This is a genomic window from Aeromonas simiae (genome assembly GCF_000820125.1).
GTDB lineage: Bacteria > Pseudomonadota > Gammaproteobacteria > Enterobacterales > Aeromonadaceae > Aeromonas > Aeromonas simiae.
On sequence record NZ_CDBY01000057.1, the window covers coordinates 1 to 17,643 of the forward strand.

The 17,643-nt window shown below is 65.0% G+C and carries 19 protein-coding genes and 1 tRNA gene; 9 read left to right on the forward strand and 11 right to left on the reverse strand.

The annotated features are described in order from the left end of the window. Positions 1–63: 63 nt before the first annotated feature. Positions 64–140: transfer RNA gene (locus tag BN1134_RS11090), tRNA-Met, on the reverse strand. Positions 141–302: 162 nt separating this feature from the next. On the opposite strand from BN1134_RS11090, the gene glgX reads away from it, so the two are divergent. Beyond that, entirely contained in the window at positions 303–2,375 is a 2,073-nt protein-coding gene (gene glgX, locus BN1134_RS11095; RefSeq protein WP_042047276.1) for a glycogen debranching protein GlgX, read from the forward strand. Between the two features lie 7 nt (positions 2,376–2,382). Here glgX and BN1134_RS11100 read toward each other — a convergent pair whose 3' ends face one another. The 3 genes from BN1134_RS11100 to BN1134_RS11110 form a co-directional block, all read right to left on the reverse strand. After that, on the reverse strand, positions 2,383–3,099 hold the full coding sequence (locus tag BN1134_RS11100; RefSeq protein WP_042047277.1) for a hypothetical protein: 717 nt from the start codon (positions 3,097–3,099) through the stop codon (positions 2,383–2,385). Positions 3,100–3,151: 52 nt separating this feature from the next. After that, a complete protein-coding gene (locus BN1134_RS11105; RefSeq protein WP_042047278.1) occupies positions 3,152–4,789 on the reverse strand; it encodes a DUF2813 domain-containing protein in 1,638 nt (545 codons plus the stop codon). Positions 4,790–5,025: 236 nt separating this feature from the next. Then, the gene (locus BN1134_RS11110; RefSeq protein WP_042047279.1) at positions 5,026–5,907 is read right to left on the reverse strand and encodes a helix-turn-helix domain-containing protein; all 882 of its coding nucleotides are present in this window, start codon (positions 5,905–5,907) and stop codon (positions 5,026–5,028) included. A 168-nt stretch (positions 5,908–6,075) separates the two neighbouring features. Between BN1134_RS11110 and BN1134_RS11115 the strand changes: the two genes are divergently transcribed. Both BN1134_RS11115 and BN1134_RS11120 read left to right on the forward strand, forming a co-directional pair. Next, on the forward strand, positions 6,076–6,966 hold the full coding sequence (locus tag BN1134_RS11115; protein ID WP_042047280.1) for a DMT family transporter: 891 nt from the start codon (positions 6,076–6,078) through the stop codon (positions 6,964–6,966). Positions 6,967–6,998: 32 nt separating this feature from the next. Continuing rightward, positions 6,999–7,901 (forward strand): LysR family transcriptional regulator, encoded by a 903-nt coding sequence (locus tag BN1134_RS11120; RefSeq protein ID WP_042047281.1) that lies wholly within the window; start codon positions 6,999–7,001, stop codon positions 7,899–7,901. A gap of 36 nt (positions 7,902–7,937) precedes the next feature. On the opposite strand, the gene BN1134_RS11125 is transcribed toward BN1134_RS11120, so the two are convergent. From BN1134_RS11125 to BN1134_RS11140, 4 genes are all read right to left on the reverse strand, one after another. Continuing rightward, a complete protein-coding gene (locus BN1134_RS11125) occupies positions 7,938–8,717 on the reverse strand; it encodes a TSUP family transporter (RefSeq protein ID WP_042047282.1) in 780 nt (259 codons plus the stop codon). Between the two features lie 106 nt (positions 8,718–8,823). Continuing rightward, positions 8,824–9,540, reverse strand: coding sequence for a tRNA-uridine aminocarboxypropyltransferase (locus BN1134_RS11130; protein WP_042047283.1), 717 nt, complete (start codon positions 9,538–9,540; stop codon positions 8,824–8,826). 83 nt (positions 9,541–9,623) lie between these two features. Further along, positions 9,624–10,613 (reverse strand): D-alanine--D-alanine ligase, encoded by a 990-nt coding sequence (locus tag BN1134_RS11135; RefSeq protein WP_042047284.1) that lies wholly within the window; start codon positions 10,611–10,613, stop codon positions 9,624–9,626. 118 nt (positions 10,614–10,731) lie between these two features. Beyond that, positions 10,732–11,322, reverse strand: a complete 591-nt coding sequence (locus BN1134_RS11140; RefSeq protein ID WP_042047285.1) for a 2OG-Fe(II) oxygenase — start codon at positions 11,320–11,322, stop codon at positions 10,732–10,734. A gap of 132 nt (positions 11,323–11,454) precedes the next feature. Between BN1134_RS11140 and BN1134_RS11145 the strand changes: the two genes are divergently transcribed. Continuing rightward, on the forward strand, positions 11,455–11,949 hold the full coding sequence (locus BN1134_RS11145; protein ID WP_042047286.1) for a glutathione peroxidase: 495 nt from the start codon (positions 11,455–11,457) through the stop codon (positions 11,947–11,949). A 78-nt stretch (positions 11,950–12,027) separates the two neighbouring features. Next, positions 12,028–13,356 carry a DEAD/DEAH box helicase gene (locus tag BN1134_RS11150; protein ID WP_042047288.1) on the forward strand — a complete coding sequence of 443 codons (1,329 nt, stop codon included), beginning with the start codon at positions 12,028–12,030 and terminating at the stop codon, positions 13,354–13,356. Between the two features lie 52 nt (positions 13,357–13,408). Here the strand turns inward: BN1134_RS11150 and BN1134_RS11155 are convergent, their stop codons facing one another. Continuing rightward, positions 13,409–14,254 (reverse strand): DUF5718 family protein, encoded by an 846-nt coding sequence (locus BN1134_RS11155; RefSeq protein ID WP_042047289.1) that lies wholly within the window; start codon positions 14,252–14,254, stop codon positions 13,409–13,411. Positions 14,255–14,477: 223 nt separating this feature from the next. On the opposite strand from BN1134_RS11155, the gene BN1134_RS11160 reads away from it, so the two are divergent. The 4 genes from BN1134_RS11160 to BN1134_RS11175 all read left to right on the forward strand — a co-directional run bounded on the left by BN1134_RS11160 (position 14,478) and on the right by BN1134_RS11175 (position 16,395). After that, positions 14,478–14,714, forward strand: coding sequence for a hypothetical protein (locus BN1134_RS11160; RefSeq protein WP_042047291.1), 237 nt, complete (start codon positions 14,478–14,480; stop codon positions 14,712–14,714). A gap of 129 nt (positions 14,715–14,843) precedes the next feature. Beyond that, positions 14,844–15,152 carry an HI1450 family dsDNA-mimic protein gene (locus BN1134_RS11165; protein WP_042047293.1) on the forward strand — a complete coding sequence of 103 codons (309 nt, stop codon included), beginning with the start codon at positions 14,844–14,846 and terminating at the stop codon, positions 15,150–15,152. Further along, positions 15,140–15,886: a monofunctional biosynthetic peptidoglycan transglycosylase gene (mtgA, locus tag BN1134_RS11170; protein WP_042047295.1), complete on the forward strand. Its 747-nt coding sequence runs from the start codon at positions 15,140–15,142 to the stop codon at positions 15,884–15,886. The genes BN1134_RS11165 and mtgA overlap by 13 nt, the downstream gene beginning before the upstream one ends. 188 nt (positions 15,887–16,074) lie before the next feature. Continuing rightward, a complete protein-coding gene (locus BN1134_RS11175; protein ID WP_042047296.1) occupies positions 16,075–16,395 on the forward strand; it encodes an HI1450 family dsDNA-mimic protein in 321 nt (106 codons plus the stop codon). A gap of 44 nt (positions 16,396–16,439) precedes the next feature. Here the strand turns inward: BN1134_RS11175 and BN1134_RS11180 are convergent, their stop codons facing one another. Both BN1134_RS11180 and BN1134_RS11185 read right to left on the reverse strand, forming a co-directional pair. Next, positions 16,440–16,778, reverse strand: coding sequence for a DUF1289 domain-containing protein (locus BN1134_RS11180; RefSeq protein ID WP_042047297.1), 339 nt, complete (start codon positions 16,776–16,778; stop codon positions 16,440–16,442). Then, positions 16,778–17,620, reverse strand: coding sequence for a CvfB family protein (locus BN1134_RS11185; protein WP_042047443.1), 843 nt, complete (start codon positions 17,618–17,620; stop codon positions 16,778–16,780). Before BN1134_RS11185 ends, BN1134_RS11180 begins: the two co-directional genes overlap by 1 nt. Positions 17,621–17,643: the final 23 nt, after the last annotated feature.

Genomic DNA, 17,643 nt, shown 5'->3' on the forward strand with positions numbered 1-17,643 from the left:
CCCGCGTCCGAATTGTCACCCCGATGTGAGCAGAACATCGAAGCCTGTGCCTTACGGCAAAGTTGGTTGCGGGGGCCGGATTTGAACCGACGACCTTCGGGTTATGAGCCCGACGAGCTACCGAGCTGCTCCACCCCGCGACAGAGGCCGCCATAATAGGCCGATCGTCTGTCATTGCAAGGGGTTTTCATCAATTTATCCATTCACACCGTCCATTCGCCGCATTCTCGGCCATTCTGGCCATCTCCTGCACAATCGGTGCCTACACTCTCGACAACATCACCACCGCAGGAGCCATCATCATGCGCTTGAGTCGAGGCCACTGCTTCCCACTCGGCAGTTCCCTGTGTGGCGACGGGGTCAACTTCGCCATCTGGGCCCGATTGGCCAGCCAGGTCGAGTTGCTGCTGTTTGCCAGCGCCGAGGACGACCACCCCGAGGTGATCCCCCTCTCCCCGCGCCTCAATCGCACCGCCTACTACTGGCACATTCATGTGGCGGGGATCGGGGCCGGTCAGCGCTATGCGTTTCGTATCCACGGCCCGTGGCGCCCCTATGAGGGCACCCGCTTCGATCGCCATAAGGTGCTGCTCGACCCCTACAGCCACAGCATCGAGCTGCCCCCCGGCTATCGCCGTCAGGCGGCCGCCGCCCCAGTCAGCAACCTCGCCGGCTGCGCCCGCAGCCGGGTGGTCGATCTGGCCGACTACGACTGGGAGGGGGATCAGTTGCCGGCCCACTCGCTGTCGCGCTCGGTCATCTATGAGCTGCACCTAGGCGGCTTCACCCGCTCCCCCACCTCTGGCGTCTCGGCGCCGCGCCGTGGCGGCTATCTCGGGCTTATCGAGAAGATCCCCTATCTGCAAGCGCTGGGGGTGACGGCCGTCGAGCTGCTGCCCATCTTCCAGTTTGATCCCCAAGATGCCCCACCAGAGCTTGCCAACTACTGGGGTTACAGCCCCTTGTGTTTTTTTGCCCCCCACGCCCAATATGCGCAAGGGGACGATCCCGTCCGCGAATGCCGCGACATGATCAAGGCGCTGCACCGCGCCGGTATCGAGGTGATCCTGGACGTGGTCTACAACCACACCGCCGAAGGGGGGGATGACGGCCCGACCCTGAGTTTTCGCGGCATCGACAACGAGACCTACTACATCCTCGATAGCGAGCGGCGCAACACCAACTTCTCGGGCTGCGGCAACACCTTCAACGGCGCCCACCCGGTGGCGCTGCGCATGATCATCGAGAGCCTGCGCTTCTGGCGCCAGGAGATGCACGTCGATGGCTTTCGCTTCGATCTGGCCGCCATCCTCTCCCGCGACGAGAGCGGCCAGCCGGTGCCCAACTCCCCGACCCTGCGCACCATCGACACCGATCCGCGCATCTGCGATGCCAAGCTCATCGCCGAGGCCTGGGATGCCGGCGGGCTCTATCAGGTGGGCTCTCTGGCCGGCGCCCGCTGGCGGGAGTGGAACGGCCAGTTTCGCGACGATGTGCGCCGCTTCATCCGCGGGGATGAACAGAGCGTGCAGACCTTTGCCCAGCGCCTCATCGGCAGCCCCGACATCTATCACTACCACCATGCGGATCCGGAGAAGAGCATCAACTTCGTCACCTGTCACGACGGCTTCACCCTGTGGGACTGGGCCAGCTATGACGAGCGCCACAACCAGGCCAACGGCGAGCAGAACCGGGACGGCAGCCCCAGCAACTTCAGCTGGAACCACGGCGAGGAGGGCCCCAGCCAGGACCCGGCCATCAACACGCTGCGCCTGCGCCAGGCCAAGAACATGATGGTGGCGACCCTGCTCTCGGTCGGCACCCCCATGTTGTTGATGGGCGATGAACGCCTGCGCAGCCAGGGGGGCAATAACAACGCCTACTGCCAGGACAACCCCACCAGCTGGCTCGACTGGCGCGAGAGCGAGCCGGGGCGCCAGATGCAGCGCTTTGTCACTGAGCTGATCCGCTATCGCAAGCACCTGCTGGGACGCAGCGAACCCGAGCGGATGCCCCACTCCCTGGCCGAGCTGCTACGCCACTGCGAAATCTGCTGGCACGGGGTCACCCCCTACCAGCCCGACTGGGGCCCCCACTCCCACAGCATCGCCATGTCGGCCCTCTCCCATGAGGAGCAGGTGGCCTTCTATCTGGTGTTCAACAGCTACTGGGCGCCGCTCGATTTCACCCTGCCGAGCCCACCCCACGGCATTGCTGGCTACTGGCGGCGCATTCTCGATACGGCGCTGCCGGCGCCAGAGGACATCGCCGCCTTTGGCAGTGAACTGGAGGGGGTGACTCAGCACTATCGGGTCGAGGCGCGCAGCTGCTGCCTGCTGGTGAGCGGGGCGGACGGTTTTTGCTCCGCCCCGTGAGAGGGGATCAGATGAGGTGAAACAGGTTGCCGGCGGCGCACTGGGCCACCAATAACAGGGCCAGCGCCACGGAGAGCACCGCCGGGGCGCTGTCACGCCGTCCCAGCAAGGGGGTAAACCAGATGAGCAGGCCGGCCACCATCACCAGCGCATAGGTCAGCACCCAGGGCACCAGCGTATCGAGCAGCGCCACATCGTGCTGTAGCAAGGTCAACATTCCCAAGCCGAGCAACCCCACCACAGCCCCGAGCAGACCGCCAAGGGGCAGCAGCAGGTTGAACGCCTGCAAACGGTGGCGGGCTCGCAGCAAGATAAGGTGGGCAAAGGCGCAGCCCAGCAGCAACAGCTGGGAGAGCCCGAGCAGCAGGCTCTGGGAGAGCAGCAGACCGGCCCCGTAAAGCGCCAGCGGCAGCGCCGGCAACCACAGCCAGTGGGAGGCGATCGAGCGCTTGCCCTCCATCCTGGATTGGATGGCGGCCAGCACCATGCCGCCGATCACCGCCACGGCGCCGATGCCGATCAGCCAAAAGGAGGCCTGCGCCTCCACGGCGAGAAACAAGGAGAGCGCGGTGATCATCCAGATGGAGAAACTCTGGCTGGTGATCCGCGCGCGCTGCCCGGGGCAGAGATCCCCGCGCCACAACACCAGACCGAGCACGACCAGCGCACCGAGCGCCATCAGACCCAACATGGGGTAGAGCCAGTGGGGCAATTGCATGAACATGACAGACTCCTTCAGCGAAACCGGGGCAGTATAACGCCCAGACCGCTTCGGATCAGCCCTGGCCGCGCGCCATCGCCACCACCCGCGCAAACATCTGCCGCAGCATGGGCGGAATGTGCTCGGCGCCAAGGCGCTCAGCCTCCTCCACCACCGCCAGGGCCATGCCCGGCTTGCTGCGGTGATGGATCGCCTTGTCGATGATGCGCCCCGCACTGAGTGGCGTGCGCTCCCCCACCCCGGCCTCACGCCGGTAGACCGAGGCAAAGCCGTGCTGGAACAGGTAGTGCTCGATGTCGGCCGCCGGCAGCAGGGTCAGGCGATCGCGCTCCCGATCCCCTTTTAGCTGGGAGCGTACCGAGTTGGCGTACTTGACCCCCGCTTCGTCACCATCGGCCAGCAGGTGCCACTCCAGCCCAAAATCGCGGGCAATCTTGACCAGGGGGCTCAGCCCGCACTGGGCAAACTCGATGATGCGCACCCCTTCGGCCCGCAAGCTGTAGCCGCAGATCTGGGCCAGCTCGGAGAGCAACCAGATCTCGGTCTCCCCCTCCACCAGCAGCCAGCAGCGGGCAAACAGGGACATGGGCCGGTTGATGCGCACGTGAAAGGCGATCTTGCGCAGATCGTCACTGCTGTAGCGCTCGCCCCCCAGTTGATGGCACTGGATATCGTGCTCACGGCGCACCAGGCGGCGCACCTCGGAGAGCGGCAGTGAAGAGAGCAGATCCCCTGAGTTGGTGGTCAGCAATTTCTGCCCCGGCAGCTGCTCAAGCAGCCCCCATGCCACCGCCAGCATGGTGGGGTGCAGCCGGCTCTCGGGATCTTCGAGGATCAGGATGGGGCGGGCCCCCTCCTCCAGCTCGCGGTTGCCACGCGCCTGAAGCAAGGTCCCCGCCACCCCCGCCATCGCCAGTTGCAGGGCCCGGCTGTCGGAGGTTTGCAGCAGATCGTAGAGGTTGCCGGGATGGCGCAGCGTCATCGGCTTGTTGATGATGTCACGCTGGGTACGCGGCTTGTGTTTGAGCGGTGAGAGGGCGCGAAAGTAGTGATCCATCAACTGGCGCACGGCCGAGAGCGCCCCTTGCAGCTCCAGCTCCGAGATCCCTTGCGGCTCGTCACGCATCCGCTCCACCAGATCGCTCAACGACTGCTCCCAGTGGCCGTTGAAGGCCGGCTCGGAGAGCTGCGCCGAACGCGCATCACGCAGGCGAAACACCGGGTTCATGGTAATGAGCAGCCCTACCAGGGACTGCGCCAGCTCGGGATCGATGGCCAGGCTCTTGCCCGAGCCGTCGAGAAAATCGTGGGTGGTGACCACCTGGCCCGCCGCGTTGTGCTCGGCCATGGCCCGGTAGTGCACCCGGTTGAACTTGTCTTTGTGTTTGATCCAGGCCGGCGCCAGTCGCGCCAGGCGGCTGGAGTGCAGACTGATGTCAGGGCGAAACTCGCAAAAGCTCAGCACCACCTGCAGATAGGTGGCGCTTGGCTGCTCGGGATCCTCGGGGCGATGAAAATCGTCCGCCACAAACTGATAGGCCTCCGCCTCCTGTCCGAGCAGGCACCACAGCGCCCGCAGCAGACTCGATTTCCCCCAGGAGTTTTCACCGATCAGCACCGTCGTCTGATCAAACCCCAGCGAGAGGCGGCTAATACCGCGATATCCCCTGATTTCGATTCGTTCCAGATACATCCAAGATCAGTCCTAACCATCATGACTGATCCAATAGTGACAAAGGCGGCGGCAAAAGCCTATTGCCACGCGCGGACGCTAGCGGGAACTGTGAGGTAATTGGCGATTTTGTTCGGCATCGCGCAAGGGGCGCAAGAGCGGGGCATTCCAGTGGCTAAACCAGAGCTGGCGGTGGCGAAGTTGACGTTTACGATGCTGCAAGGGGCTCTCCTCATCAATGGTGATCCCCCCCACTATCACGCCACCGTATGACGCGAAGATGACAGTGAGGCCCGCCACTGCCCCGGAGTGATGCCAAAGGCCTGCCGAAAGCGGTTACCCAAGTGAGCCTGGGAAGCGAAGCCGCACAGCAGCGCCACCTGCGCCAGGGGCAGATCGCCGGCCAGCAGCTCACGGGCTCGCGCCAGACGCAGGCTGGCCAGATAGCGGTGGGGCGGCAACCCCAGGCTCTGGGCAAACATGCGGGCAAAGTGGTATTCGCTCAGTTCAGCCAGCGCCGCCAGCTCGCTCAGGGTGATCGACTGGTCGAGATGGGCCCTGAGGTAGTCACACACCCGCCGCTGCACCGCCGGCGCCAGACCGCCGCGAGGGGTCGGCAAGGGCGCCGCCGCCCGGGTATGGTGGCGGTAGGCGTGCAACATCAGCAGCCAGCAGCCGTGGGAGAGCGACAGGCGATCGAGGGGATCGCCCCAGTCGAGCGGCATCAACTGAGCGCGCACCAGATCCGAGAGCAGCGGATCGTCGATGAAGGTGCGATCGATCAGTTCGAGGTGGCGCCCCTCCTTGTCACACGCCTGCTCGGCGATGCGTTGCAGGTGGGTCGGGGTGAAGTAGAGGTGAAAGAAGCGAAACTCGTCGCGAATGAGCCACTCGGACTGGTGCTGAGCCGGCATGATGCAAACCTTGCCGGCGCCGCCACGGCCGCGCGGGCTATCGAGCCGCTCGGTCTGCTCCCCCCCTTGCAGATAGACACTCAGGGTGTGGTGGCCCGGCCTGTCATAACGGGTCTGATCGAAGCGGTTACGCCAGCTGGCCACCCCCAGCCCTGGCTCGAGCCTGCACTCGTTGTCCAGTTGCGCCCCCGTGCTCATCAGCGCCTGATAGATCCCCTGCTCCATGGCTCTTCCTCTCCTGCGTCCTGAGCCATTCTAGCGCCACGCTTGGCGCCGCCAAGCCATGCCGGCAAAAAAGCGCAAGATGGTGCAAGGCAGCCGCAATTCCCTGCAATCCCCGCCCCGCAGAGCAAGGCATCATGGGACCGAGACCACCTCAGCCAAGGAGGCTGCATGACCCCCCTGCTCTACCTCGTCACCATCCTCATCTGGGGATCGACCTGGATCGCCATCACCTGGCAGATTGGCGCCATTCCCATCGAAGTCTCGGTACTCTATCGCTTTGTGCTGGCCACCCTGACCCTGTTTACCCTGCTGGCGCTGCTGCGCCGCCCCCTGCGCCTGCCCGCCGCCGGCCACCCCTATGCCATGGCACTCGGCGCCCTGCTCTTTTCCACCAACTTCATCTGCTTCTATCACGCCACCCGCTTCATCCCAAGCGGCCTCTCTGCCGTGGTGTTCGCCAGTGCCAGCATCTTCAACGGCTTGCTGCTCTGGGCGCTGGAGGCCCAGCGCCCCACCCTGCGTTGGGCCATCGGAGCCCTGCTCGGGGTGGGGGGCACCTTGCTGCTGTTCTGGCCCCAGTTGCATGCCGAGCATGGCGCCTCCCCTCTGCTCGGCCTGCTGCTCGCCTGCGCCGGCACCCTCTGCTTTTGTGGCGGAAACCTGGTCTCGGCGCGCGGCCAGCGCGCCGGTTATCCGGTGTTGACCCTGGTGCCGTGGGGCATGCTCTACGGGGTGATCCTGCTGGCGTTGTGGGTGCTGATCAAGGGGGAGCCGCTGGTGCTGCCCAGTGCGCCGCGCTACCTGGCGGGGCTCGTCTATCTGGCCCTGTTTGGCTCAGTGGTGGCCTTTTGCGCCTATCTCACCCTGGTCGGGCGGATTGGCGCGGCCAACGCCGCCTACGCCACCGTGCTGTTTCCGGTAGTCGCCCTCACCCTCTCGGCCCTCTACGAAGGGTACCAGTGGCAAACGACCGCCTGGATTGGGATGGCCTGCGCCCTGCTGGGCAATCTCATTTTGTTCGCGCCACGGCGCTTGCAGCGACCCCGCTCCCCCTCATAAAGTGGCGGTCGATGTCATCAAGGGAGAACCCCATGCTGCTGGAAGGATTGGAAACGCTCTATCTGCTGGCCCACGAGGGCACCATGGGCAAGGTGGGCAGCCGCCTCTTCATCAGTCAGTCGGCGGTGAGCAAGCGCATCGCCACCCTGGAGGCGCGCCTTGGCAAGCGACTGATCGAGCCGGACGGGCGCCACATCCGTCTCACCCCGGAGGCGCACGATCTGCTGCTGCGGGTCGGCCCCATTCTCGACGAGCTCAAGGGGCAGATCTCCGACAGCCGCAGCTTAGATGATCGCAGCGTGCTGCCGGTGGCCTGCTCCGAGACCCTGCTGGCGGGGTATCTGGCCCCCTTCTTGCGCGACTACATGCAGGCCCACGATCCCTACCTGCGCCTCTCCACCCACCACACTCCGGTCATCGTCGAGCGGGTGCGCTCGGGGGAAGCGCTGATCGGGGTCTGTGCCGGGCGCCTGCCTCCCGGCCACGGCCTTACCACGCTGCGCCTGATGGAGGAGCCCTTCTATCTGGTGGGCGATGAGCAGCAGGCCCGTCAGCAGGGGGTGCTCACCATGGAGCTCGACAACCCGGCCAACACCTATCTGCAAGCGCGGCTGCAAGAGCTGGGGTTACCGGCGCGGATGCAGATGGACTCCTATCTGGCCCTGATCGAGCTGGCGCGCGCCGCGCTCGCCCCCACCCTGCTGCCGGCCGGCCTGCTCGGGCTGCTTGGCAACAGCGATCTTCCCTGCCGTATGCTGCCCGATCTGAGCCGGCCGCTGCACCTCATCTACCGCCCCAACGCCCTCAAGCGCGAGCGCCTCGGCCGATTTATCGCGGCGGTGAACCACTTCTTTCAGCAGCGCCGCAGAGCAAGGTTGAGCGCAACTGGCATGCCCCTCCTGCTCACTGACTCAGCCAATCTTCTCGCAATATAAAACGCCTGCCCGGCAGGGCAGGCGCATTGCGCTCGGTTAGTGGGCCAGGGCCAGCAGCTCGGGGTATTGATTGAGCAGCAGCTTGATGCACATCACCAGCGACACCGTCACCAGCAGGGGGCGGATGAGCTTTACCCCCTTGCTCACCACCAGCCGCGAGCCAAGACGCGCCCCGATAAACTGGCCCACCGCCATCGCCAGGCCGACCGACCACACCACCTTGCCACCCAGAGTAAAAAAGAGCAGCGAGGCGATGTTGGAGGTGAAGTTGAGCAATTTGGTGTGCGCGGTGGCGCGCGCCATGCCGTAGCCGGCCAGGGCGACGAAGGCGATGGCAAAAAACGACCCGGTGCCGGGGCCAAAGAAGCCGTCATAGCACCCCACGCCGCCACCGACCACCAGGGCAAACGGCAGAGGGGCCAGCCGGCGCTGGCTCTCGGCATCGCTCACCCGTGGTGAGAACATGAAGTAGAGGGCAAACAGCACCAGCAAAAACGGCAGCACCCGCTCGAGCACGGCGGCATCGATGGTCTGCACCGCCAGCGTGCCGAGGGCCGCGCCGATGAAGGTGCAGACGATGGCCGGCCAGATGAGGCGCCACTCGAGCAGGCCGCGCCGGGCGAAGTAGTAGGTGGCCGAGAAGGAGCCAAAGCTGCTTTGCAGCTTGTTGGTGCCCAGCACCAGAGCCGGCGGCATGCCGGTAGCCAGCAGGGCCGGCACGGTGAGCAGTCCACCGCCCCCGGCGATCGCGTCGATAAAGCCCGCTACCAGGGCCACACCAAACAGCATGGCCAGGGTCATCAATTCCATTTCCATCGGCTACCTCTTTCTTAGCAATGGCGCGATGTTACTCGCAGCTTATCGCCCCTCATAGCGAAACGCAGGCAGCCAATCTATTCCTGTTAAGCATCATTTCCCCGCATCAGGCAACCGGCTCGGAGGGGCGACTCGCCTCCCCCGAGGCGCGGCTGGGTTTGCCGGCCAGATAGCGCTGACTGAACAGGTTGAACCAGCGTTGCAGCGCCTGCCCCTCCGCCACAAAGCCGCTGCTCTCGAGCACGCAGGCCGCCACCTCGGCGGTGCACAGGTGCTGATCGTGCGCCGCCACCCGCATGCCATAGGTCGAGAGCTGCTCGGGCTGCACCGCGAGCACCGGAAAGCGATCTAAGTAGGGGCTCTTGTTGGCCATGCGCCGCGCCTCGCGCCAGGTGCCGTCGAGCAGCACAAAGAGCGGCCGCTTGCCGGGGTCCCAGCTCGCCTGGCTGACGACCCGCTCCGGCGCCTTCTCGCAGTCGGGGAAGATCAGAAACGGCTGGTAGGCGGGATCATCGAGCAGGGCCAGCAGGGCGGGATCTGGCTCGGTACGCGACCACAGGAAGGCGTGGGTGGAGCCGGGCAGCACGTCGGCGATGAGGCGCCCTGTGTTGCTCGGCTTGAGCGGCTCGCTGTCATACATGATGAGGCAGAAGGCCGCCGCCGAGATAAGCTCAGGGCGCTGGTCGCAGGCGCAAAGAGAGGGAAGCAGCAGGCAGCCGGGGCAGCGCTGGATGCGCCCACCGCGGGCCAGAAAGGGACGGGTCGAGCGCGCCAGGCGCCAAGCGCGCAGGCGGGTGACCGCGTGATCCGGAATGGAACTCATGGGTGGAGACTCGGGAATGCTCGGGACGTAGGGGTTGAAGGGATAAAAAAAGAGCGAGCCCCTGGCCCGCTCTTTCTCAAGGTTTAGCGTGCCTGCTCCAGGATCTGGCCGAGGAAACGACCGAAGTCATGGCCATGGTGCTCGAGCAGCTTGGGGAACATGGAGATGGGGGTCATGCCGGGGAAGGTGTTGATCTCATTGAGCAGGATCTCCCCTTCATCGGTGAGGAAGAAGTCGATGCGCGACAGGTGGGTCAGCCCCAGCTGGCGGAACGCCTTGATCGCGTACTCGTGGATGGCGGCGGCCTGCGCCTCGCTCAGCCCCTCGGCATGCAGCGTGGTGCTGGAGTGGCTGCCGCTGCTGTATTTCTCTTCGTAGCTGTAGAACTTATCCTGCGGTACGCAGATCTCGCCCGGGTAGGTCGCCACCAGCTCATCACCATACTGGTAGACCGCCACCTCCAGCTCGCGCGGCTTGACCGCCTTCTCCACCAGCACCTGATCGGAGTAGCCAAACGCCCCCTCGATGGCGGCGGCGAGATCCTCCTCGCGGGTCACCTTGTAGCACCCCACCGAGGAGCCCTGAGAGGCCGCCTTGACAAACAGCGCCCCCCACTGAGTCAGCGCGGCGCGCGCCTCGTCCAGGCTGTTGGCGTTGTTCTCGGTCAAGAACAGATAGGGGGTGTTGGGGATCCCAAGGGCGGTCAGCCACAGCTTGGTGCTGATCTTGTTAAAACAGATCTTGCTGGCCTCGGCGTTGCAACCCAGGTAAGGCAGGCCGGCCAGCTCGAGGAAGGATTGCAGATCGCCGGTCTCACCCGGATAGCCGTGAATACAGGGCACCACGAAATCGACCGGGCGCGCCACGCTGGCAAAGGAGAGCAGGCGATCGAGGCCGAGCTTGCACTCGCGCCCATCGGCGGAGATCCAGCGATCTTTGAGCATCTCAACCCGGGTGACTTCCACCCCGGGCAGGGCCGAGAGCTTGCTCTCGAGGTAATTGGCACTGACGAGGGAGACTTCGTGCTCGGCGCCACCGCCGCCGCACAGCAGCAAAACATGCATATTTTTCATTCTGGGATCCCTTGGGATAAGCGGCCGGCACGTCGTCATGGCATGCCGGCAAAGGTGGCGGCCAGTGTAACAAGGGAAACAAACCCTTGTCAGCCCAAAGCGCATGCGCGCGCACCGGTCAGCGCGGCGGATCGACCCGTCCCGGCGCGTTGCCGTTGACCCGAAACCAGCCAGCGATGCTGTGGCGCTCGGCCCGCGCCGGCAATACCTCGTGGGGGAACGCCTCGGAGAGAAACAGCACCAGCCGCCCGGCGCGCGGGGCGATGTCCGACAAAAACTGCTCGTCATCCCCGTACAGGCGCAGCAAACCGCCGTCGGCCTCCTGCCACCCCTCGTTGAGGTAACAGACGGTGGTGAGGCGGCGGTTGGAGCGCCCGGCGAATGCATCCCGGTGACGGCCGTAGAAATCGCCGGGCCGGTAGCGGGCGAAGTGGGCCTCGTAGTCAAACAGCCCCAACATCAGCTCGCGGTTGGCACACAGGCGCAACTGCTCCATCATGGCGAGATAACGCGCCACCGCGCCGCCCGCCTCCCGCTCCAGCCAGTGGATCTGATCGCGGCGGATCGCACTGTTGGTCTGGTGCTGCTGGGCCCGGCCGATGCCGGCCGGCTGCCACTCGTCGGGCAGGGCCTCTTGCAGCCCCTGCACCAGATCCGGGGGAATAAAGTCGTCGACCAGGGTCCAGCCGCGTTCGGCGATGGCGTCCATGAGGGGGAGAAAATCCAAGATGATGTCCAGACAAGTTGCAGTGCGCGCATTTCAGCGGCAAGTGGCGGCCGTGACAAGCGATTCTTCTCATCCTGAGAAGGCCCAAACTCTATGTAATGCCTAGGAGGCCCCATGACATCGCTCACCGACTTTCCCCTCACCACTCTGGAGGGCACGCCCCTGCCCGCCGCAGCCCTGACCGGCCGGGTGGTGCTGCTGGTCAATGTGGCCAGCCTGTGCGGCTTCACCCCGCAATACCGGGCGTTGGAGCAGCTGCACCGAGACTACCGGGAGGCCGGGCTGGTGGTGCTCGGGTTTCCCTGCAACCAGTTCCGCCGCCAGGAGCCGGGGGACACCAGGGCCATCGCCGAGTTTTGCCACCGCCACTTTGCCATCAGCTTCCCCCTGCTGGAGAAAGGGGACGTAAAAGGGCCCGGCGCCCACCCGCTGTATGCCTGGGTCAGCCGGGCCCGTCCCGGTCTGCTCGGTCAGAGCATCAAGTGGAACTTCACCAAGTTTTTGTTCGATCGCCGCGGTCAGCCAGTGGCCCGCTACGCCCCCTTCACCGCCCCTGATCGGCTGCGTCCGCGCATCGAAGCGCTGCTGCGCACCCATGAAGTGGAGTGAGACGGGCGCATCTGCTATAGTGCGCGCCCTAATTCTGACGTCTTTACCGCCCAAGGCGGTTGTGAGCATGGAGTCTGCATGACCTTTCGCGATCTCGGTCTTTCCCCCCACCTGCTGCGCGCCATCGAGGAGCTCGGCTACACCAGCCCTACCCCGATCCAGCAAGAGGCCATTCCTGCCGTGCTGGCGGGCAAGGACGTGCTGGGCGGGGCGCGCACCGGGACCGGCAAGACCGCCGGCTTTGCCCTGCCGATGCTCAACAACCTGCTGCTCAACCACGGCCGTGGCCGGCGCCAGGTTCGCGCCCTGATCCTGGCCCCCACCCGCGAGCTGGCCGCCCAGGTGGGCAAGCAGGTCGATGACTATGCCCGCCACCTGCCGCTGCGGGTGCTCACCGTCTATGGCGGGGTGATCATCAAGCCGGATATCGAGGCGATCAAGAAGGGGGTCGACGTGCTGGTCGCCACCCCGGGCCGGGTGCTCGATCTGCTGAGTCAGAAGGCGCTCACCTTCGAGCGCCTCGAGGTATTGGTGCTCGACGAGGCGGATCGGATGCTCGACATGGGCTTTATCCGCGATATCGAGCGCATCCTGCGCACCCTGCCAAGCGAGCGCCAGAGCCTGCTCTTCTCGGCCACCTTTAACGACGAGATCAAGGCGCTGGCCGGCGAGCTGCTGCGCGATCCGGTGCTGATCGAGGTCGATCCGGCCAACACCACCGCCGACAAGGTGCGCCAGCGAGTGATCCGGGTCGACCGCGAACGCAAGCGCGAACTGCTCGCCCACCTGATCCAGAGCGAACAGTGGCAACAGGCGCTGATCTTCGCCCGCACCCGCCACATCGCCGACCGGCTGGCCAAGCAGCTCGAGCGCGACGGTCTCGAAGCCACCGCCATCCATGGCGAGAAGAGCCAGGCGGTGCGTAACGCCGCGATGGAGGCATTTCGCCGCGGTGAGCTGCGCATCCTGGTGGCCACCGACATCGCCGCCCGTGGCCTCGACATCGATCAGCTCGAGCACGTCGTTAACTTCGAGCCCCCCCAGAGCCCGGAGGACTATGTGCACCGCATCGGCCGCACCGGCCGTGCCGGCCGCGGCGGTGAGGCCATCTCGCTCATCTGTAGCGAGGAGCTGGGTCAGTTGCAGCAGATTGAACGCTTCCTCGGCGAGTCCCTCGAGACCGAGCAGGTGCCGGGTTTTGAGCCCAGCGGCAAACCGACCCGCCAGACCCTGCCCGGCAGCAAGCCGGTGCAAAACCCGCCCCGCAAGGGCAAAAAACCCGCCGCCAAACCGGCCAAGACGGCCAAACCCGCCGCCACGGCGCGCCGCGATAAAGATGCCGACGAGGTGGGCTTCATGCCGGTACGCCGGCAGGCGCGGGTGCGCATCGAAGAGAGCGACGACTAACAACAGAAACCGCCCCGAGGGGCGGTTTTTTTCTATCGGGGGTGGCGCCGATTCAGCCCACTCGCACCGCCTGGATCAAGGCGCTCATGTCGGGGGCGAACTCGCGCCGGGCGATGGCGCTGCGCACCGCTGCCTCGTCATAGCGCGCCGCCGGATAGAGCACCACGCAGCTCACGTCGCCAGGGGCCAGGAAGTGGCGCTCGCCAAATTCGGTGTAGCGGGTCGCCCCTATGCTCACCAGCAGCTGGCGCGGGTGGCCGGCGCATTGCAACAGGCCGTTGATGTGCTCGGCCGGCCCCTCATCCTCCTGGGTGTTGAGCTTGTCGACCATCCACTCCAGCAGGCGGGTGTGAAAGTAGCTGTAGTCGCTCACCGCGCTGTCGACCCCGTAGGGGATCAGCTCGCCGCCACGCTCCAGATAACAGGCGATGCGATAGCCGTCGAGCGGGCCGCCCGGCACCAGGCCGTCGATGGGGATCAGGTTGGCCGAGAGCCCCTTGCTGCACGGCCCCCAGTTCTTCTTCTCGCTGATCTTGCGCGCATCGGGGCGACGGATGGAGCAGTCGTTATAGGCGCCAAAGGCGGTGGGACGCACCGCCACCACCTTGTTTCCCTCATACTCGAGTTCGCACAATAGGGCCACTTCCGGCTCAATTTGTACCTTCTCATCGCCGCTCACCGCCGCCTCGGGCAGCAGCAGGGTGTCGCTGCCGATGGGAAATACCCCGAGCTGCCCCGCCATACCGGGGACATAGAAGGGAAACAGCGCCTTGGGAGCGAGCTTGTCACGCACCATCACCGCCACAAAATCGGAGGCCTCGCCCGCCTGCTCCAGGTGCCCGGCGAAGTTGCCGGCCACGCCAAGGCCCATGATCCCCTGCCACGTTTGTGCTTGCATCTTTAACTCCACTGCTTTATCGATGTGTCCTGCCGCCAGGGCAGATCCCGCGATTAGAGCACACTCATCCGGTTGAGCCCAGCCGGGCCGGGACAAACTGTGCGGCGCCGCAAATTCCGACCTGACCACCAGAAGATACGCTCATAACTGAGAGCCGGGTTCATGCAGTTGTCATGCTTGCTGTGGCATCATCCCATTGAGCCCACCAGAAGGAGTGACGACTATGCTGCGCTATCAGTTTTTCAAGCAAGGAGAGTGTCTGACCTTCCTCAACCCCGCCTCGCCCAGTTACGAGCGGGAGGCCAAGCAGCTCATCGGCCAGGGATTCGTTGCCCTTGGCACGCCGCTTGAGGCGAGCGATCCGACCGCGGCCTTGCAGCAGGTGCGCCGCGCTTGGTCTGGCGAGGTGCAACACCACACCGTGATGCACCCCCACGCCCTGCTGCTGGCGGCGGCCTGAATCAAGGGCGGGGCCAGAGCCCCCGCCCATCTGCCCCTCGCCAAGCCCGGCGAGCAAGGCTAGAATGCAGCCCTGCCCCCTTGTGGACTGTATTCACGGCCTTGTGCCCCTGCTGGAATTGCGACTGTTATGACCGATCACGACCAGAGCCTCTGCGCCAACGCCATGGCGCTGTTTACCGAACTCGCCTCCGATAACCTGCCCCCCGACGAGATTGCCCGCTTCAACGCCCTCTATAACGAACAGGGGTTGATGGCCGAGGTGGAGCTGGGAGATGACTGGGAGGCCGATGTCGGCTTTGCCGTGAACGAAGCTGACTACGGTGAGGTGTGGATTGGTCTGGTCAACGACGAGCAGGACTTTACCCACCTGTTCGCCCGACTGCTGCTGTCACGCTCGGCCGAGGAGAAGTTCTGCCACATTGAATGGCTGCCGTGACACGGATCACGCCGTTAACCCTGCCCGGCCGGCGCTGGCACTGGCGCCAATTGCCGCGCCTGCTGGTGATCCTGCTGCTGTGGGCACTGCTCGGCTCGCTGCTCTCGGTCGCCCTGCTGCGCTTTATCGATCCGCCCATGTGGAGCTGGCGCCTGCTGCGCGCCATCGCCCCCCCAGCCCCCATCGAGCAGGTGCGCCACCAGTGGGTTGACCTCAACCAGATCTCGCCGGCCCTGCAACTAGCGGTGGTAGCCGCCGAAGATCAGCGCTTTGCCGATCACAGCGGCTTCGATCTCAATGCCATCCAGGCCGCGCTCAGGCACAACGAGCAGGGGCGCAGCGTGCGCGGTGGCAGCACACTCACGCAGCAGACCGCCAAGAATCTGTTCATGTGGAGCGAGCGCAGCTTCCTGCGCAAGGGCGTTGAGGCCTGGTTTACCCTGCTCATCGAGCTGGGCTGGGACAAGGCGCGCATCCTCGAGGTCTACCTCAACATCGTCGAGTTTGGCCCCGGGATCTACGGCGCCGAAGCGGCGGCGCGCCACTACTTCAACAAGCCGGCCGCCCGCCTGAGCAGTTATGAGGCCTCGCTGCTGGCAGCCGCCCTGCCCAACCCGTGGCGCTACCAGGTCAATCCGCCCTCCCCTTACGTGGCCAAGCGTTCGACCTGGATCCGTCGCCAGATGGGTCAGCTCGGTCGCGTCACCCTGGATCGCATCCATCAGGCCCCTTGATCCCCCCGCCCCGCCGCGGCTCAAGGCGGGGCAGGTAGTGCCACCACCACACCTCGCGCCGGCGCCGTAAGCTGCGCCGCTGCCGATAACCCTTCATCTTTTTGTTGTACCCTGCCGATGTCGCTAGGCAACAGGGTGGCCCAGCATCGTGATTGTTGCTAGAGTGGGCCGGTTTGAGGGAGGAGAGCATGATACAGAGAACCCCGGATCAGCTGGTGGAGTGGGCCTATGACCTGTTTCTGGAGGCGGCACCGGATTGCCTCGCCCCAGGCCAGATTGTCGACATCACTCTTGAATTTGAACAGCGCGGTGCCGTCGAGGCCACCCTGCCGGTGGCGGATTGGGCCGAGGAGCTGGGCGAGCCGGTCGATCTGACCGCCTGGGCCGAAGTCTGGATCGGGCTGCTCGATCATCAGGACGAGTTTGAAACCATCTATGCCAAATACCTGCTGCCCCTCGCGCCGGATCAGACGCAAGTCTATGTGCGCTGGTTTCGCAGCGAAGAGTGAGCGTCGTGCAAAAACAAGAGGCCGGTCAATGACCGGCCTCTTGTTTAGGTGGGCGGCGAATCCGCCATGTCTTCCCATCTCTGCTGATCCTCGCCATGGCAGCGGCGACACAGGCAGCCGCTGGCGGTGGCCGCAAACGGCAGTGGCCGGGTCTGGCTGCACCAACAGGCGGCAATCCCCTCGCCGGCCGTCACGGCGCAGTAGAGCGGCTCGCCACAGCGCTCACAGCGCTGGGTCGCGTGGCGCCCAGCCAGTTCATCCATGACGCGCACCTGCTCGGCCTCATCCATGGCGCTCCAGCGGCCAATTTCAGCGAGAGTGCGCCCGCAGCTGACACACAGCCCCCCCACGGCGCGGCACGCCCCGGTACAGGGAGAGGGCATTACTCCTGCTCACCCCTGACCAGACGGATCCCTTCTTCCTCGATGGCGATCTTCCCCTGCTTGTAGAGGCCGCCGATGGCCTTCTTGAAGGTGCCCTTGCTCACGCCGAACAGCTGATAGATGAGCTCGGGATCGCTCTTGTCCCCCACGGCCAGCCACCCTTCCTGACGTTCGAGGCGGGCCACTATCTTGCTCGCCGCGTCATCGGCCTTGCCCATGCCAGGCTGGTTCAAGGTGAGATCGAGCTTGCCATCGTCACGCACCAGCTTGACCCACGCCTTGGTCGGACGACCGGTCTGCAAGCGGCCGAAGATCTCGTTTTTAAACAGCATGCCGGGCCAGCGGCCGTTGACCACCACCTTGATGCCGAGCGGGGTGTGATCGCCGGTCTGCACCATCACCTCGTCACCAGCATTGAACGGCGGACGCTCGCTACTGAGGTAGCGATCGATTTTGCTGGTGCCGACCATGCGCCCCTCGTGATCGAGGTAGAGGTAAACCAGATAGGTGCGCCCCACCTGCATCGCCTTGACCTGCTCGCGCTCGGGGACAAACAGATCCTTTTTCATGCCCCAGTCGAGGAAGGCGCCGATCTTGTTGGCGTTGACCACCTTGAGGCCGGCAAACTCGCCCACCATCGCCTTGGGGCGATCGGTGGTGATCACCGGCTCACAGTCGGCGTCGAGATAGAGAAAGACCTCGATGCCCTGCCCCACCTCGGCCCCCGCCGGCAGCTGGCGGCGCGGCAGCAGCAGTTCGCCATACTCTCCTGCCTCCAGCCAGGCGCCCTTGGGCTCCAGCTCGACCACGGACAGGGTGTTCATCTTGCCAATTTCAATCATCTGCATTCACTTCCGGCAACGGA

What these genes read in the sequence shown, in the direction of transcription:
- glgX (WP_042047276.1), top strand. Translation starts at nt 303, where the DNA reads ATGCGCTTGAGTCGAGGCCACTGCTTCCCACTCGGCAGTTCCCTGTGT.
- BN1134_RS11100 (WP_042047277.1), bottom strand. Translation starts at nt 3,099, where the DNA reads ATGTTCATGCAATTGCCCCACTGGCTCTACCCCATGTTGGGTCTGATG.
- BN1134_RS11105 (WP_042047278.1), bottom strand. Translation starts at nt 4,789, where the DNA reads ATGTATCTGGAACGAATCGAAATCAGGGGATATCGCGGTATTAGCCGC.
- BN1134_RS11110 (WP_042047279.1), bottom strand. Translation starts at nt 5,907, where the DNA reads ATGGAGCAGGGGATCTATCAGGCGCTGATGAGCACGGGGGCGCAACTG.
- BN1134_RS11115 (WP_042047280.1), top strand. Translation starts at nt 6,076, where the DNA reads ATGACCCCCCTGCTCTACCTCGTCACCATCCTCATCTGGGGATCGACC.
- BN1134_RS11120 (WP_042047281.1), top strand. Translation starts at nt 6,999, where the DNA reads ATGCTGCTGGAAGGATTGGAAACGCTCTATCTGCTGGCCCACGAGGGC.
- BN1134_RS11125 (WP_042047282.1), bottom strand. Translation starts at nt 8,717, where the DNA reads ATGGAAATGGAATTGATGACCCTGGCCATGCTGTTTGGTGTGGCCCTG.
- BN1134_RS11130 (WP_042047283.1), bottom strand. Translation starts at nt 9,540, where the DNA reads ATGAGTTCCATTCCGGATCACGCGGTCACCCGCCTGCGCGCTTGGCGC.
- BN1134_RS11135 (WP_042047284.1), bottom strand. Translation starts at nt 10,613, where the DNA reads ATGAAAAATATGCATGTTTTGCTGCTGTGCGGCGGCGGTGGCGCCGAG.
- BN1134_RS11140 (WP_042047285.1), bottom strand. Translation starts at nt 11,322, where the DNA reads ATGGACGCCATCGCCGAACGCGGCTGGACCCTGGTCGACGACTTTATT.
- BN1134_RS11145 (WP_042047286.1), top strand. Translation starts at nt 11,455, where the DNA reads ATGACATCGCTCACCGACTTTCCCCTCACCACTCTGGAGGGCACGCCC.
- BN1134_RS11150 (WP_042047288.1), top strand. Translation starts at nt 12,028, where the DNA reads ATGACCTTTCGCGATCTCGGTCTTTCCCCCCACCTGCTGCGCGCCATC.
- BN1134_RS11155 (WP_042047289.1), bottom strand. Translation starts at nt 14,254, where the DNA reads ATGCAAGCACAAACGTGGCAGGGGATCATGGGCCTTGGCGTGGCCGGC.
- BN1134_RS11160 (WP_042047291.1), top strand. Translation starts at nt 14,478, where the DNA reads ATGCTGCGCTATCAGTTTTTCAAGCAAGGAGAGTGTCTGACCTTCCTC.
- BN1134_RS11165 (WP_042047293.1), top strand. Translation starts at nt 14,844, where the DNA reads ATGACCGATCACGACCAGAGCCTCTGCGCCAACGCCATGGCGCTGTTT.
- mtgA (WP_042047295.1), top strand. Translation starts at nt 15,140, where the DNA reads ATGGCTGCCGTGACACGGATCACGCCGTTAACCCTGCCCGGCCGGCGC.
- BN1134_RS11175 (WP_042047296.1), top strand. Translation starts at nt 16,075, where the DNA reads ATGATACAGAGAACCCCGGATCAGCTGGTGGAGTGGGCCTATGACCTG.
- BN1134_RS11180 (WP_042047297.1), bottom strand. Translation starts at nt 16,778, where the DNA reads ATGCCCTCTCCCTGTACCGGGGCGTGCCGCGCCGTGGGGGGGCTGTGT.
- BN1134_RS11185 (WP_042047443.1), bottom strand. Translation starts at nt 17,620, where the DNA reads ATGATTGAAATTGGCAAGATGAACACCCTGTCCGTGGTCGAGCTGGAG.